Source organism: Prosthecobacter sp. GW821-HT29F12 (genome assembly GCF_058803405.1).
This window is the reverse complement of the sequence record NZ_CM179517.1, coordinates 720,762-734,581: the sequence shown is the minus strand read 5'-3', so window position 1 is coordinate 734,581 and position 13,820 is coordinate 720,762. Positions and strand designations below refer to the sequence as shown.

Genomic DNA, 13,820 nt, shown 5'->3' with positions numbered 1-13,820 from the left:
ACCCAGAACCTGATGAATACCAGCACCATGATCCCACCGACCAGCGCACAAGGCCTGCATGCCAGCCATCCACGCCACTCTGTTAAGTCGGGCCATCGTGGTTTGAATAAGCCTGCCCCATCGCCCAAAACCGCCCGCATCACGAGCCGCTCATTGCTGGGAGCGCCGATATTCTATCGGCTCTGGACGAACGTCCCCGGCACCACCCCACGCCCCAAGGCCCTCTCCGAAATGCAGCGTTTCAAGCAGGGGCATCGTTGTTTGAATAAGCCTTCCTCCTCGCCCAAAACGCCCCGCATCACGAGCCGCTCATTACTGGGAGCGCCGATATTTTATCGGCTCTGGGCGAGCGTCCCTGGCACCTCCCCACGCCCCAAGGCCCTCTCCAAAAGTCGGCGTTTGTCCACGCCGCAGGCCATCAGGCGCTGCCGTGCCGCCATGGTGGCCCTCATGCTCCCCTTCGCCGGAGTCGAAGCCGCGCCGGAGGAGAAAGAGAAGGAGAAATCCCGCCCGCTGCTCCTCCCGGAAGTCCTGCAAAGCGTCAAGACCCAGTACCCGCCCTACCTCGCCGCCATGATCGAGCAGGACATCGCCAACGGCCGCGTCCGCCAGGCCATGGGCGCCTTTGACCTCAACCTCAATGCCGGCGGCACCTTCGCCCCCGCCGGCTACTACGACGGCCAGACCGCCTACACCATGCTGGAGCAGCCCCTCACCAACTGGGGCGGCGGCGTCTACGGCGGCTACCGCCTCAGCAGCGGCTTCCTGCCCAACTACAACAAGGACCGCACCAGCACCGATGGCGAAGGCATCCTCGGCTTCCGCATCCCCCTCCTGCGGGACGGCACCATCGACCGCCGCCGCGCCACCCTCTGGCAGGCGCAGATTGATCAGGAACTCGCCGATCCCATCATCTTCCGGCAGTACCTGGACTTCATTCGCGCCGCTACCATCTCCTACTATGGCTGGCTCTCCGCCGGCCAGCGCCTCACTCTCACCGAAGAGCTCCTCCGCGTGGCCAAAGAGCGCGACTCCGCCATCGCCCAGCAGGTGAAAAACGGCGCCTCAGCCCCCATCGTGCAGGTGGACAATCAGCGTCTCGTCGTCAGCCGTGAGATCGCCGTCGTCCAGGCCCGCCGCCGCCTTCAGGCCGCCACCATTGAGCTCTCCCTCTTCTACCGCGATCTCCGCACCGCAGAGCCCATCCTCGCCCCGCGCACCCGCCTCCCCTCCGCCTTCCCCACGCACGGCCACCCTGCGGAATCCCAGCTGACCGTGGACATCGCCAAGGCCCTCATCTTCCGCCCCGAGATGCGCCGCATCGAGCTCACCCTGGAGAAAACCGGCATCGAGCGCCGCCTCGCCAAAAACAATCTCCTCCCCAGCCTCGAAGTCGGCGTGCAGGCCGCTCAAAGCTCAGGAGGCAGGCTCCCCTCCGCGCTGGAGCGCACTGAGATCGAGGCCAAGGTCGAGTTCAAGATGCCCCTCCAGCGCCGCGAAGCCAAAGGCCGCGTCGAGGTCGCCGACGCCCAGATCGAGCGCCTCAATCAGGAAATGCTCTTCGCCCGCCAGCGCATCACCGCCGACGTGCGCGACGCCCACAGCGCCCTCCTCGCCGCCCACGAAGTCCTCCTTCAGACCCGGCGCAACGTCGATCTCGCCCAGCAGCTCGCCACCGCCGAAGCCGAGCGCCTCAAGCAAGGCGCCACCGACCTCCTCGCCCTCCAGATCCGCGAGCAGGCCAGCTTCGACGCCAAAGTCCTCGAAGTCGAAGCCCAGTCCGAATACTTCCGCGCCCACGCCAACTACCGCGCCGCCATCGCCGCAGACAAATAACAAGCCCTCAGGCCTGGCATGAAAAGCAGCTCATCATTGTTTGAAAGCTGCCCCCTCCCAATCAGCGCCCCAGCCTTTTGGACTGCGGTCGCGCAGATGCAAGGCGCAAGCCTGCATCGCAGCTACCGCTTTCGCGGGGTGAATCACGATCTACTGCCCAAGCCCACCGTCCAGCCTGCGAAAGCGGCGTCGCGCCCAGGCTTGCCTATCCTGCGAAGCTTTAGCGAAGAAGGGCCGCACGCATTGATTGATTCGCTGCGCTCACCCTTCGGGCTCCTTGCAGTCGTCTGACTCACTTCGTTCGGCTCGCTTCGCTCACCCTGCGGTCAGCCTGCGGCTGTCTACCTCCGCTGCGCTCCGGTTCCAAGACGCTTCGCGCCCGCGAGAGCACCAGCCCTCACAACCACGCGCCAGCGTCTTGGACTGCGGTGGCACAGATGCACGGCGCAAGCCTGCATCGGCGACACCGCTTTCGCAGGGTATTGATCATTCCCCGACCTCATTCTGCCTGCCCGCCTGCCGGTGAAGCCCCTCAAAAGACGAAGCAGGCAGTGTCACCCATGTTCCAGCTCAAACCCGCGCCACCGCCGCCCCCCCCCAAAATGGGGTCAGTGTGCAAATTATTGACAAATTTCACCCACTAAAATCATCCTCATGAACCAGATCATCTCCCGCCGCGGCAAGCCCTCTTCTGCGGAACCGGACGCGCCTCAAAAAACTTTGCACCCACCGCGCCCTTCGGCAGCACGATGTTCTTCCCGGCGCGCTTCATCTCCATCAGCTCCGCCATGGAGATGGCATGATTTGGCACCACCGTGCCGCTCTGCCTCGGCACGATGATCTCCGGCCCTTCCTCACCCACGAGGTAAGGCTTTCCGGCCTGCACCGGCCCTCCTTTCGCGCGGCCTGGCGGTGTCTTATCATCCTCCCCCGCACCACCCATGCCCCCGTTCGCCACAGCATTGCGCCGCGCCATCTCCGCCTGCCTCTGCGGATCCGACATCGAGCGCCCCACCGGCCGCGCAGCCCTGTTCGCCAGATTGTTTTGGCCAAACGTCTCCGGCGTGGGCTTGTTCACCTCGTCGAAGTTCGTCTTCCCAATGCCCGGCCTCGTCGCATAGTTCAGCGTCTGGCTTGGCGTGTTGCTCTGCTCAGCGCTCAGGTTCATGCTCGGATTCATGGGACTCTGCCTGATCGTCGAACCATTGGGCGTCTGCCCCACCCCTCCCGCCACCTGCTGTGGCTGCTGGCCCATTGTGATCTTCGCCGCACCACTCACGTCACCGTTCGCCACCGCATTGCGCCGTGCCATCTCCGCCTGCCTCTGCGGATCCGACATCGAGCGCCCCACCGGCCTCGCCGCCCTGTTCGCCAGATTGTTTTGGCCAAACGTCTCCGGCGTGGGTTTGTTCACCGTGTCGAAGTTCGTCTTCCCAATGCCCGGCCTCGTCGCATAGTTCAGCGTCTGGCTTGGCGTGTTGCTCTGCCCGGCGCTCAGGTTCATGCTCGGGTTCATGGGGCTCTGCCCGATCGTCGAACCATTGGGCGTCCGCATCATCCCACCCGGCGGCTGCCCGGTTTGGCCGCCCGCCGTGCCTGCAGGACTCGCAGGCGTCGGAGTGGGAGCAGGAGGCTGCGCTCCACCGTCCGTCGTGGTCGACGCTTCAGCCCCTGCGGGTTTCTTCTTCGTCGGATCGAGATCCGATGCACTGTTTGTATTCTTGCTATAATTATAGGGTGATGGTGTGGCCATGATTCAGTGTCCTCTCAGTGTTAATTAAATGTTTGCTCTCCCGTCCTCTCTCAACGCCTCGTCGCCGCTCCCATCGCAGACACCCGCGAGGTGCTGCCGTCGCGGTTGATCTTCTTTCTGGGTTCGTGCGTCGTCGTCTTCAGACAGCATGTTTTGAAATGCCATGACACACCCTTGGGTCCGGATTTCAGAGTTCAAGTACTTTGATATTTTTTTCTGGTATCTTTAGGTATTCCTTCATCCCGTTGCACCCGCTTTCCAAATCCACGCCCCAGGCCGGCGGATGGGTTCAAGTCACGAAATCCCTCAGACCGCCACTCCCAGCCCTGCACGGCTCCTCACTCCACCGCGATAAGCCCCGCGCCTATTCACTTTTCACGCCATCCGCTCCTCGACAAACCGCGCCGCAGTTCAATACTCCCCCCCCGCCCCCTTCGATCCCCATGAAATTAGCCGACCCCGACTCACTGCCGCCGACCTCCCCCAAAACCATGGCGGTGCTCATTCTCATCCTCATCTGCCTCATGGCCGCCACCTTCAAGGCCGCCCTCTATCCTTCGCAGCCCTCCGCCTGGAAGAGCCTCCAGAACCCTCAGGCCCAGTCCGTCGCCGACACCAACACCCTCCTCTCCAAAAGCGGAGCCGTCATCGAAAACATCAAAACCACCGATGCCGTCACCACCGAGACCTGGAACCTGCGCCACCGCACCGGCACCTGGACCGTCCTCGTCCGCTTCGCCAAAACCCCCAAAGGCGATGCCGTGCAGTCCATCCAGATCCGCAGCGAAATCTCCCACCTCCCCGCCTTCACCCGCACCTGGGATTACACAGCCGCTGACGCCCCCGCCCCCGCTGCCAGCACACCGCCCTCGGCACCACCTCCGCCAGCCGCAAACGCACCTGCCAAGTAGCGCATTCGTCACTCCTCCCGGCACCAGTCCCCGTTGCTAAACAACACGCAGCGCCCCTCCTTGCCGTCAAAGACCACCGCATGGTCTGACCCCAGCGCCCCACACGCCGCCAGCACCACCCGCGCCATCTCTCGCGTGACGGGCACCCGCGCCGCCACCCGCATGATCCGCGAGGGGTCCATGCGCGGCCATGAGGTGAAGTCCGCCTCATCATCCACACCTCCTTCGCTGAATGATCCCACGCCCATCAGCGCCTGCTTCATCATCCAGAAGAAGTGCCCGAAATTTCGCAACTCCTCCTCTTCCGTCAGCCGCCGGTCCAGCTTCTCACAGTGCTTCTCAAACTCCCGCAGCAGCCCCTCCATCTCCTCCTCCGGCAAAAAGTGTTCCATCACCTCAGGCACAGCCACAGACCTTGCGGCCGCTGAGTGATCCACACCCACAGAACCCAGAACAAGAGGCATCACAGCATTCATAAACAACCGCCGCCAACCACCCGCCACCAAAGCAGGCATCAGCAGCATCCTCTTGGACGCAGCGCCCCGCTGAAATAGTCAGAGTTCCCTCCATGAAGTACGACAGGCACTCCTTGTATGTTGGAGACGTCCTGATTCCCGGACGCTGCGAAGTAACAGCGGGCTTGGAACTCAGGCTGGGTGGTGACGGCCAGCCTGCCTGAGCGTGTGCGGGACAAACACACCATCGCTCAATCCCCCGAGTCAGGCGCTTTGGCTAAGTTGCACCCACAATGTCCCCGCACTGCCAGCGCCACAGAGACGCGGGCTTCCGCTACTTCACCCGCCGATAATCCACCGGCCTCCGCCTCCTTCTCGTCGTCGGCTTGTACAACGTCGCGCTCCCCTTGCAGCGGTAGGCCATCGCCAGGCCCATCACATCATCATCGTGGCAGCCGCTGCGCGCCTCCTCGCGGCCGTTCTTGCTCCACATGAAGTTCTTGCACTCCGCCAAAATGTGCGGGCAGAACACATCCAGCGTCTCATTGTGAAACGCCAGCGCCAGACTGTCGATCACATCCCTGCGCTGGTCCCGGTCCTTCAGCTTCCACCCCAGCATGAAGTTCTGCTTCTCGCGGTCATACGGGTCCACCACCTGCCGCTTGTACAGCGGCACACCCGCATCCTTCAGCCGCTCCAGCACATGCAGCCCCATGTTCACCTCCAGCACCACCAGCGCCCCGCCATAATACTCGGACAGCAGCGCGATGTAGTCCGCCGTCAGCAGCGTCGTCCCCGTAAACGGCGGCCGCACACGCGCCACCACCGCATCCTTGTAGCACGCACCACCCGCCTCTTGGTACTCCGTGCGCAGCACCCCGATCGAATGCCTATCCGGGTCCCCGCTCGCCGCCTGATCCTCCCCCGTCATCGGGTCACACCACACGATGTAGCTGCACCCCGGCTGCGGCCTTTCCCAGATGTGAAAGCTGCCATAGCCGCTCGCATCCGTCTGAAACTCCACCCCGTCCCCCACCGCCACCAGAGAGCCCACCTCCGGCTCATGCAGCTGCGCCGCCAGCTCCAGCCGCCGCAGCGCCGCCACGTTAAAGCGCGGCCTGCCTGACGAAAGAAAGCAGCTCACCTCATCCTCCGGGTAAAACTCATCAAACGTATCCTCAGAGCCCGAGCACTCCGCCTCCATGATCGCCCGTCGCCACGCCATCTGCTCATGAGTCCATCCATAGCGCCGCCGCCCGTTCGCCTCACGCGGCGTCATCGTCGCGTCGATCTTCGCGCGCATCGCCTCCGTCACCGGCTTCGCATTCTCCGCAAACTCAAACCACGCCGCAAACACCTTCACCCACCCGTTCCCCGGCGCCGCATCCCCCGCACGCCACGCTTTGAGAAAATCATCCAAAGACAGCGCCCCCTGCCACGTCTCATAGTGCCAGCCGCTCGCACCGTCCGGCGTGCTCTCCGCGATCGCCAGCCCCGCATCATTCAGTGATGGCAGGATCGACGCCATGATCTTACGGTCATCCTTCACCCCGCCGCGCGGATACTTCGCACTCTCGCTAAACAGCACCGCCTGCCGCGGCTTCGAGATCCCCGGGTTCATCGACTCCGCGCTCGTGATCGTCGCCGTGCTCCCGTTCGCCCACTTCATCCGCCGCTCACGCGGCACCAGCGCATTGTGCCACGGGAAGCGGTCGTTCTCACTGAAGGTCCGTATCCGTTCCAGGATGCCCTGGCTGTTTGCGCTGATGTTCGCCAGAATCAGCGCATCCGTGTTCCGCTGCTGGCACAGATGGTAAATCACCTCCACGCTGAAGGTCGTCCCGCCGCACTGGCGGATCTTCGTCACAATCACGCGGATCGCCGGAATCCCCAGCGCCGTCAGCACCTCCACCGCCTCCGCCATCCGTCGCTGCAGCACATTCGCCCGCGGCGTCTCCAGCTTCTTCGTCGTTGCGTTCTGCACCTTCGTGCACGTCTCGAAATGGACCAGCGGCGAATGCGCCACCAGATGGAAATCAGCATCATTCATAGTGTAACCATCAGCCTTGGGTCCGGATTTCAGATCTCAAGTGATTTCTTCACCATTCTGGCTTTTTACATCATTTAATACCACACAATAGCCTCTTCCAACCTGTTCAAAACATCCAGTCCAGCCCCGGCCAAAAATCACCCTGCCAAAAATCCTGTTAATCATGCCCTCCTGTGAATCTCCATCCGTCCCGCCACCACACCAGGCCCCATTCACCCATCTCTCAGCCCCATTCACCCACCAGCAGCCACTTTTTCACCTCACCTAGTCCCATTCCCCACTTGCCCCCAGACAAATCCCGCGCACACTCCCCGCATGAAGATGCTGGTTCTCACCCTGCTTTTGCTCACCTCCGCCGCTCAGGCAGAGCAATGGCTCGTGAACGGCCGGACCTACAATGGCACCTTCCATAAATTCAGTGTCGACCACACCAAGGTCTTTGTCACCTCAGACAGGGACAGCTACAAAGGCAGCTGGATCAAAGTCACCGATCTCGACCCCGCCACCCGCGTCCGGCTCAAGGTCGCCACACCGCAGGAACAGGCCGCCGTCCAGGCCAAGAGGGAGCAAAATCGTCAGTTGGAAGCCCAGGCAGCAACTCAGGCCGCGACCCAGGCTGAGCAAAATCGTCAGCTGGACCTCCAGGCCCTGGCTCAGATTCAGAAGGAGCAAAGTCGTCTGGTGCAAGCCCAGGCCTATGCACCCTCCAATTCAGCGTACGCTGCGAGCCTTCAAGTACAAAACCAGGGACAACTGAGCAGCAGGCCTTCCTCCTCGATCTATACCCCGCGCTATTCCGGCTACCGCTATTCCGGCTACGGTTACTACAACTACGGTTATTCCCCCTTCCGCTACTCTCACTACTACTACCCGCGAACCGGATACCGCCACTACTCATCCTACGGCTACATTCCTCACGCCCACGTGACTCAGTACCACGTCCCCCATGTATACTCCTCAGGGGGCGTTCACGTGGTACAGCCCATCCTCCTCTGGAACCGTTAACAGCAAAGCCGTCACACAGGCCCACGGCTGCAATGAGACGCGAGCAGCAGCAGCGCCTGAGCACCCACCAAAAAAACGCCGCCACATTCCACTACCACACACGCAGCATCCTGTGTTTAGTGCTGGCCGCGTTCCACTCCGGCCCCGTCCGCACCTGGCGCGCACCACCTCAGCGCTTCCTCCTCATCCCATGAAACACCTGCTTTCCGCCCTGCTGGCCTCCTGCCTCCTCGTCTCCTGCGCCTCCAAAGACCTTGACCGCTGCCCTCCTGGCACCCCCGCCATCAAAGTCGCCCAGGCCGTCGACTGCACCCACAAGGACGGCAAGTTCACCCTCCCCGCCGGCATCTACCAGCCCGAGGCCCAGTCCGCCAAAGGCATCTATTACACCGCCCCGGAGCGCCTCAAAACCACCGGCATCATCCGCCAGGGCCATGAGCGCGGCGGCCTCTTCATCGCCAACGAAGGCTGGCAGTGGGCCTGGACCGGCCACCCCGGCTTTGAAGTGGAGGAAAACAAAACCTCCATCCTCAAAAAGCGCGGCATCCTCATGCCCAAATGCTACAAATTCGAGCCCTATGTGAAGTACACCAAGGTGAAGAGCCGCTAAACAGGCTCATATCACAGGAGGGAAATGAGCTCCTGAGTCACGTCTAAACGTGAGGCATGGGATTGTTCAACTGCTCCGCCAGAATGGTTTCGATGTCGGAGAGCAGAGCTGTGATGAGGGCGCTCCCGGTGAGCCGGGTGCTGCTTTGCAGGCGGTGCGCAATGCCCGCCTGCACGAGAGCGGGCATGGAATCGTTGAGCGCCTCACGCAGCTTGATCGACTGGAAGCGCTCGGAGCGCTCGTCGAGCCCAGGCTGGGAGAGACACGCGAGGAAGGTTTGCAGCGCCTGAAACAAAGGTGCCCAGGCGATCCAAACCGGAAAAGTCTCCGGCGGACTCCAGCTGATGAGAAGGCGCCATTGGGCATGGAGCAGGAAAAAGTGCTTTTCCCGGCCCACGCGGTGGGACCGGATGAGACCGGAGGTTTCCAGTTCATTGAGCACAAGCTGGACGCTGCGGGCAAAGTAGCCAGTACTGTTCGGCACGCGGTCTGCTATAGAGGGGTGAATGGAGCCAAGCATTTTTGAATTGAGGCGGCGGTGAAAGGGCCAGGGAGTGGGAGGTGGGCGACATCGTGGCATCCGGGCACGCGCAGCCCTGGCGCGCGCGCGCGCCTGCACTGCCCTTTGCTATGCGGGTTTCCAGTTGCTCAGCGTGCCATGCCGCGGCTTGCGCACCCGGGTGGCGCGCTGCACCTCAAGCCGCAGCGCCTCGGCAAGCTCCTCCTCGCTGGCCGTCTGCATCTGATGAAAGGCCAGCATCTCCAGCATGCGTTTGCTCGGCCGCCGTCCCAGCCTGCGCGTCAGCAGCACCGCGCAGATCAGCGCGGCATAGATCTGGATGGCCACGCCGTTTTCGCTCTCCGCAAACCAGTGCCGGCAGGGCAGCAGGCATTTGAGCCAGCGGAAAAATCCCTCCACCTCCCAGCGCTGCCGGTAGAGTCCGGCGAGCTCCCCGGCGCTGAGCTGTTCTGCCGTTTGATTGCTCACCAGCCATACGGGCTCCTCCATGTCCGGCCGGTCGACGACCACCAGGCGGAACGGGCCGCGCCTGCACAGGGCCCTCTCCCCGAGCATGACGCGCTCATCCCGGCAGACGCCGGCCTCAATGTCGCGCTGGCTTAGCGGCAGCTCCTGGAGCGTCTCCACCTTGACATGGTTCTGGCGCAGGCGCATGAGAAAGCCGCACCCGGCGCTCTCGAGCTCCTCGAGGTAGCGGTAGTTCATGCCGTAGTTGCGGTCGCCGATGTAGAACTCCCCGGCCTTGAGCTGCTGGCGCAGGGCTTTGCGCTCGCACAAAACCCCGTTGGAGGGCAGGCCGCCGGCAGGCAGGCCGTCGGCCAGGCGGTATTTGATGTGCAGGCGCACGGCGCGCTGGTCCTTGTACTGGCTGCGCCAGGTGGCCCAGTCCATGCGCGGGAGCACATACCACAAGGTGCTGTCGACCACGCGCAGCGCGGCGAGGTCCACGCCGCCGGGACCGGGCTGCGGGGGAAGGTCCGCCACCAGGCGCTCCAGCACGGCCTGGAGCAGCCGCGCATCAAAGAGGCTCTGCGCCTCCGAGAAGCTGCCCAGGCTTGCGGGCAGGGTGCCCAGGGAGCGTTGCGTGCGCTGCAGCCTGCTGGCCTGGCAGAGCCCGCGCATGGAGGTGATGACCGGGTTGAACAGGCCGAGCAAAAACAGCGAGAAGTAATCGCGCTGGTGGAGGGTGCGCCGCGGGTCGTGCTCGCTGCGGTGGGGCTGATGCAGCGGGCTGACCTCGTCGAGCACACGCTGGAACTGCTCGATGAGCTTCCAGTGCCGCAGCTGGGCGGCTTCAATCTTGGGGGCTGGGACTCGGGCTGCAGCCATCAGCAACTTCATGCCACCCTTCGCCCAAACGTACAGCAACGTTTTTGTCACATCACTCCACCTCAAACCCTGTGCCGAACACTATTGGCAAAGTAGCCCGTCTGGCGGGCGATTTCCGCCGGGTGGCCGTGCTCATGGCACAAAAGCCAGGCCATGACTTCGGCGCGGACCTGCCGACCAAAGAGAGCTCGGAGCTTGAAGAGAAACGTGGACGGTTGGTCGAGGCGCGGTTTCTGACTCATGCCACGGAGTTCAATGCGTCCGCGCTGCCAGCCCCAGCGCTGGAAATGAGGGTCAGGCTCCGCGAGCACTGGAACCCCCTCGAAGAGCGGCCGGGGTGCCTCCATGGTGGGGGCAGCCCCCCCTATCTTTTCCAGCAGCCGCCATTTGGCATGCTGGGAGGTGGAGGCCATTTTGTCAGCAATGGGACGAAGCAGCGTGGGGTCTCCCAGATGAAACTCCTTTGAGAGCGTCTGCAGGCGCTGAATGCTGATCAAAGCCCCGTTTTCGTGCAGCCAGTCCACGATTTCATCAAAGAGCCTCGGGTCGCTCCGGGCGATGGGCAGTGAGAAGAGCAGCAGAGCCTCAGGATCGATCATCCAAGGATCCCGGATGCTGGCATAACCCGCCACTCCCAAGGCGGACCACTGCCGCCATAGGAACTGAAGCAACACCTCCTGCAGGCGCTCCTTAAAGCTGTTTAATGAGGGATTCATGGCCCAGGCTTTTCAACACATTGGAAAGGACACACAGAAAGCCTTCAGACGGGTCCTGACTGCGGGTCCAGGAGGCTGCGGCCAGCAGTTCCTCCGCCGTCGGGTTCAGATCCTGAAGATCTTTGTAGTGGCGTCCCTGATCCGAATCAGCAGTGGCATAGAGCTTGAAGAACACCTGATCGTAGCGGCTGATATAGCTGATCCGAAGTGATGGGCCGTAGTCGCGTGTCACCAGGCGGTCGGCCATGCCTTCAGGAAAGCCGAAGCGGAGAACGAATCATCGGATGGACCGGTATTGAACCATTTGTCGAGCAGACCGAGATCCACCTGAACCTCATTCACCGCCTTGATCACCCAGTCTGGGAGTGGCTTCGCGGTGACGAGTGTCTCCGCCTCGACCCGGGCCAGCACATCCACATCCCGGGTGGTCGCGCGTCGCACCAGCCCCAGCGCCAGCAGAGAAGAGCCTCCACAGACGATGAAGTGCTGCCGGGGCTGATCCCGGGTGAGTTCGGCCAGCAAAGTGAGTGCCTCGTCAAGAAGGCTGGAATCGAGTTTCCTCATTTAAAAACAAATTAAATACTCAAATTCAGTATTTCAATTGTTTAATAACCTAAAACTGCCCCCGGTGCTCGGCCCTTCCCCTCTCCGCCACACGCCCCCTCCCCTCACTTCGCCCGCTGAATCCGCGCCGGCACATCATTGATGCTGTACCCCGCCTCCCGCAGCGCGTCCCACACCTTCACCAGGTTCCCCAGCGCCGCCGTCGTGTCAGCCTTCAGCTCCAGCTTCAGCCCGGGCGTGGCCTCTTTCATCGTCGTGATCGCCGCCGCCAGCATCTCCAGCTCCACCGGCTTTCCGTCCAGAAACACATGCTGCTGCTCATCGATGGTGATCGCCACGCGCACCTCCGGCGTCGTCGCCTCACCGCCCAGCGTCTTCGACTCCGGCAGCGTGATCTTCATCTGCGTCTTGTCCTTCTCAAATGTCGTCGTCGCCACAAAGAAGATCAGCAGGATCACCATGATGTCGATCAGCGACACGATGGGGATCGTCGGTACCGGGCGGCGTTTGGGGCGCAGATTCATGGCCATGGCGTGCAGCAGGTGGAGTGATGGAAAAGTTCTCGCTCACACACTCAGTGCGCCGGACGCTGCACTTCAAAGTGCTGGTAAAAATGCTGGATCGTCTCCTGCATGATCGACTCCACCCGCACCGCCAGCGCATCCAGCCGCCGGGAAAAATACGTGTGCGCCAGCACCGACGGCACCGCCACAAACAAACCCGCGATCGTGCACCGCAGCGCCACGCCGATCTCATGCGCGATCACCGTCGTGTCCGGTCCGCCACCCGCGCCAAACGCCGAGAACATCCCCACCAGGCCCACCGTCGTGCCCAGCAGCCCCAGCAGCGGCGCCACAGACACCATCACCTCCAGCAGCGGGATCCCGCTCTCCAGCCGGTGGATCTCCTCCCGCGCCTTGATCGCGCACGCATCATGGCACTCCTGCTTGCTCGTAAAGGCCCCGCTGATCGCCATGCTCCCCAGACGTGAAAGCATCGAGCCATCATGCACCAGAAACTCCTGCAGCGGCCGGATGTCTCCCTTCAGCGCATAGTTCGGGATCGCCCTTAGCTGGCTCACCACCGCGCTCGGCATGATCACCTGCTCCCGCAGCTGCAGCCACGCCATGATCGAAGCCCCGATGGCCGACATCGAACAGATCACGATCAGCCCCATCACAAAGCCCCCCGTCGAAAGAAACTCATAGATCAGCTGCAGCCCGGAAGGCGCAGCCTTTTCAGTGGCATCCGCAGCAGCGGCGGCGGCAGCCGCAAGCATGGGTGTGGCAGAGGCGAGAAGATCAGTTAATAACGACATCGTAGTTGAGTATCAGGTGTTCGAGAGTTTCCTTCGGCAGCAGGGGGATGACTTCTTCAGGGATGGGTGGGAGCTTTGCAGCATAAATCAACTTTTGGGTCAAGACCCTCAGCTTCTCATTGTTGCCCAGTTCATCGGTGACGAAGGCATGCTCCACCTTGCCGTTGAAGTCGACGACCACTTTAATATGAAAAACGTCAGGGCCCTTGCTGCCCTGCCGGATATACGGCTCATAGGTCTTGTGCAAGATCTTCTGGACCTGCTGGCCAAAGCGCGTCACGGGCTTCTTCGGGCTGGCGACTTTCTGAACGCCAGACTCCGATGACGCTCTCTCAGGATAGTATTCCAATCTCAGGCGTCCTCCATCCTGCTCCGTCAGCGCGGCCACGACTTCAGCAGGCATGGGCGGCAGCTTCATCTCACGGATCGCCTGCAAAGTAAATGTCGCGAATGTCCGAGTGCAGTTCTTCGTGTTGATGATCCGCAGGTCTTCCACCTTGCCTTTGGGGGTGACGTAAAATTCGACCACCATGCTGCCACTGCCCTGCGGGGAGTTACGCAGAGCGTTTATATGCCGATCCCACTTCTCCCTCACCTCTTTCCTGATCTGCGCTATGTAGCGCCCCTTGGGTGAGCGGCTGTTCGCAAGATCCCGGCGGGCCTGTTCGTCAGCAGCGCCCTGCTCATGCGTCGAGCACGCCACCAGCCCGCAGGCCAGAAAGACGGCACCCATCACTCTCATCATTGAATGCA

The 13,820-nt window shown here is 62.2% G+C and carries 15 protein-coding genes; 4 read left to right on the top strand and 11 right to left on the bottom strand.

The genetic code is table 11. From position 1 onward, the window contains the following. Positions 1 to 102: 102 nt before the first annotated feature. Positions 103 to 1,836 carry a TolC family protein gene (locus tag AC3RLQ_RS02925; protein ID WP_493034180.1) on the top strand — a complete coding sequence of 578 codons (1,734 nt, stop codon included), beginning with the start codon at positions 103 to 105 and terminating at the stop codon, positions 1,834 to 1,836. A gap of 664 nt (positions 1,837 to 2,500) precedes the next feature. On the opposite strand, the gene AC3RLQ_RS02920 is transcribed toward AC3RLQ_RS02925, so the two are convergent. Continuing rightward, positions 2,501 to 3,589, bottom strand: a complete 1,089-nt coding sequence (locus tag AC3RLQ_RS02920) for a hypothetical protein (RefSeq protein ID WP_493034178.1) — start codon at positions 3,587 to 3,589, stop codon at positions 2,501 to 2,503. Positions 3,590 to 4,032: 443 nt separating this feature from the next. Between AC3RLQ_RS02920 and AC3RLQ_RS02915 the strand changes: the two genes are divergently transcribed. Continuing rightward, entirely contained in the window at positions 4,033 to 4,500 is a 468-nt protein-coding gene (locus AC3RLQ_RS02915) for a hypothetical protein (protein ID WP_493034176.1), read from the top strand. 8 nt (positions 4,501 to 4,508) lie between these two features. Here AC3RLQ_RS02915 and AC3RLQ_RS02910 read toward each other — a convergent pair whose 3' ends face one another. Together AC3RLQ_RS02910 and AC3RLQ_RS02905 are read right to left on the bottom strand one after the other, a co-directional pair. Beyond that, positions 4,509 to 4,892 carry a hypothetical protein gene (locus AC3RLQ_RS02910; protein ID WP_493034174.1) on the bottom strand — a complete coding sequence of 128 codons (384 nt, stop codon included), beginning with the start codon at positions 4,890 to 4,892 and terminating at the stop codon, positions 4,509 to 4,511. A 397-nt stretch (positions 4,893 to 5,289) separates the two neighbouring features. Beyond that, a complete protein-coding gene (locus AC3RLQ_RS02905) occupies positions 5,290 to 7,005 on the bottom strand; it encodes a hypothetical protein (RefSeq protein ID WP_493034173.1) in 1,716 nt (571 codons plus the stop codon). A 315-nt stretch (positions 7,006 to 7,320) separates the two neighbouring features. Between AC3RLQ_RS02905 and AC3RLQ_RS02900 the strand changes: the two genes are divergently transcribed. Both AC3RLQ_RS02900 and AC3RLQ_RS02895 read left to right on the top strand, forming a co-directional pair. Further along, positions 7,321 to 8,010, top strand: coding sequence for a hypothetical protein (locus tag AC3RLQ_RS02900; protein WP_493034171.1), 690 nt, complete (start codon positions 7,321 to 7,323; stop codon positions 8,008 to 8,010). Positions 8,011 to 8,200: 190 nt separating this feature from the next. Continuing rightward, positions 8,201 to 8,620 carry a hypothetical protein gene (locus tag AC3RLQ_RS02895; protein WP_493034170.1) on the top strand — a complete coding sequence of 140 codons (420 nt, stop codon included), beginning with the start codon at positions 8,201 to 8,203 and terminating at the stop codon, positions 8,618 to 8,620. Positions 8,621 to 8,663: 43 nt separating this feature from the next. On the opposite strand, the gene AC3RLQ_RS02890 is transcribed toward AC3RLQ_RS02895, so the two are convergent. The 8 genes from AC3RLQ_RS02890 to AC3RLQ_RS02855 all read right to left on the bottom strand — a co-directional run bounded on the left by AC3RLQ_RS02890 (position 8,664) and on the right by AC3RLQ_RS02855 (position 13,800). Continuing rightward, entirely contained in the window at positions 8,664 to 9,104 is a 441-nt protein-coding gene (locus AC3RLQ_RS02890; protein ID WP_493034168.1) for a hypothetical protein, read from the bottom strand. Between the two features lie 144 nt (positions 9,105 to 9,248). Further along, positions 9,249 to 10,469: an IS4 family transposase gene (locus AC3RLQ_RS02885; protein WP_493031625.1), complete on the bottom strand. Its 1,221-nt coding sequence runs from the start codon at positions 10,467 to 10,469 to the stop codon at positions 9,249 to 9,251. Between the two features lie 62 nt (positions 10,470 to 10,531). After that, the gene (locus AC3RLQ_RS02880; RefSeq protein ID WP_493034166.1) at positions 10,532 to 11,185 is read right to left on the bottom strand and encodes a hypothetical protein; all 654 of its coding nucleotides are present in this window, start codon (positions 11,183 to 11,185) and stop codon (positions 10,532 to 10,534) included. After that, a complete protein-coding gene (locus AC3RLQ_RS02875) occupies positions 11,160 to 11,432 on the bottom strand; it encodes a hypothetical protein (RefSeq protein WP_493034164.1) in 273 nt (90 codons plus the stop codon). The genes AC3RLQ_RS02880 and AC3RLQ_RS02875 overlap by 26 nt, the downstream gene beginning before the upstream one ends. Further along, positions 11,414 to 11,749 (bottom strand): hypothetical protein, encoded by a 336-nt coding sequence (locus AC3RLQ_RS02870; RefSeq protein WP_493034162.1) that lies wholly within the window; start codon positions 11,747 to 11,749, stop codon positions 11,414 to 11,416. Before AC3RLQ_RS02870 ends, AC3RLQ_RS02875 begins: the two co-directional genes overlap by 19 nt. A gap of 104 nt (positions 11,750 to 11,853) precedes the next feature. Continuing rightward, on the bottom strand, positions 11,854 to 12,273 hold the full coding sequence (locus AC3RLQ_RS02865; RefSeq protein WP_493034160.1) for an ExbD/TolR family protein: 420 nt from the start codon (positions 12,271 to 12,273) through the stop codon (positions 11,854 to 11,856). A 50-nt stretch (positions 12,274 to 12,323) separates the two neighbouring features. Beyond that, on the bottom strand, positions 12,324 to 13,067 hold the full coding sequence (locus AC3RLQ_RS02860; RefSeq protein WP_493034158.1) for a MotA/TolQ/ExbB proton channel family protein: 744 nt from the start codon (positions 13,065 to 13,067) through the stop codon (positions 12,324 to 12,326). Next, positions 13,051 to 13,800, bottom strand: coding sequence for an energy transducer TonB family protein (locus AC3RLQ_RS02855; RefSeq protein ID WP_493034156.1), 750 nt, complete (start codon positions 13,798 to 13,800; stop codon positions 13,051 to 13,053). Before AC3RLQ_RS02855 ends, AC3RLQ_RS02860 begins: the two co-directional genes overlap by 17 nt. Positions 13,801 to 13,820: the final 20 nt, after the last annotated feature.

Excerpts from the sequence above, each read along its gene's own strand:
- AC3RLQ_RS02855 (WP_493034156.1), bottom strand. The coding sequence starts at position 13,800 with ATGGGTGCCGTCTTTCTGGCCTGCGGGCTGGTGGCGTGCTCGACGCAT.
- AC3RLQ_RS02870 (WP_493034162.1), bottom strand. The coding sequence starts at position 11,749 with ATGAGGAAACTCGATTCCAGCCTTCTTGACGAGGCACTCACTTTGCTG.
- AC3RLQ_RS02875 (WP_493034164.1), bottom strand. The coding sequence starts at position 11,432 with ATGGCCGACCGCCTGGTGACACGCGACTACGGCCCATCACTTCGGATC.
- AC3RLQ_RS02860 (WP_493034158.1), bottom strand. The coding sequence starts at position 13,067 with ATGTCGTTATTAACTGATCTTCTCGCCTCTGCCACACCCATGCTTGCG.
- AC3RLQ_RS02915 (WP_493034176.1), top strand. The coding sequence starts at position 4,033 with ATGAAATTAGCCGACCCCGACTCACTGCCGCCGACCTCCCCCAAAACC.
- AC3RLQ_RS02905 (WP_493034173.1), bottom strand. The coding sequence starts at position 7,005 with ATGAATGATGCTGATTTCCATCTGGTGGCGCATTCGCCGCTGGTCCAT.
- AC3RLQ_RS02920 (WP_493034178.1), bottom strand. The coding sequence starts at position 3,589 with ATGGCCACACCATCACCCTATAATTATAGCAAGAATACAAACAGTGCA.
- AC3RLQ_RS02865 (WP_493034160.1), bottom strand. The coding sequence starts at position 12,273 with ATGAATCTGCGCCCCAAACGCCGCCCGGTACCGACGATCCCCATCGTG.
- AC3RLQ_RS02900 (WP_493034171.1), top strand. The coding sequence starts at position 7,321 with ATGAAGATGCTGGTTCTCACCCTGCTTTTGCTCACCTCCGCCGCTCAG.
- AC3RLQ_RS02880 (WP_493034166.1), bottom strand. The coding sequence starts at position 11,185 with ATGAATCCCTCATTAAACAGCTTTAAGGAGCGCCTGCAGGAGGTGTTG.
- AC3RLQ_RS02910 (WP_493034174.1), bottom strand. The coding sequence starts at position 4,892 with ATGGAACACTTTTTGCCGGAGGAGGAGATGGAGGGGCTGCTGCGGGAG.
- AC3RLQ_RS02895 (WP_493034170.1), top strand. The coding sequence starts at position 8,201 with ATGAAACACCTGCTTTCCGCCCTGCTGGCCTCCTGCCTCCTCGTCTCC.
- AC3RLQ_RS02885 (WP_493031625.1), bottom strand. The coding sequence starts at position 10,469 with ATGGCTGCAGCCCGAGTCCCAGCCCCCAAGATTGAAGCCGCCCAGCTG.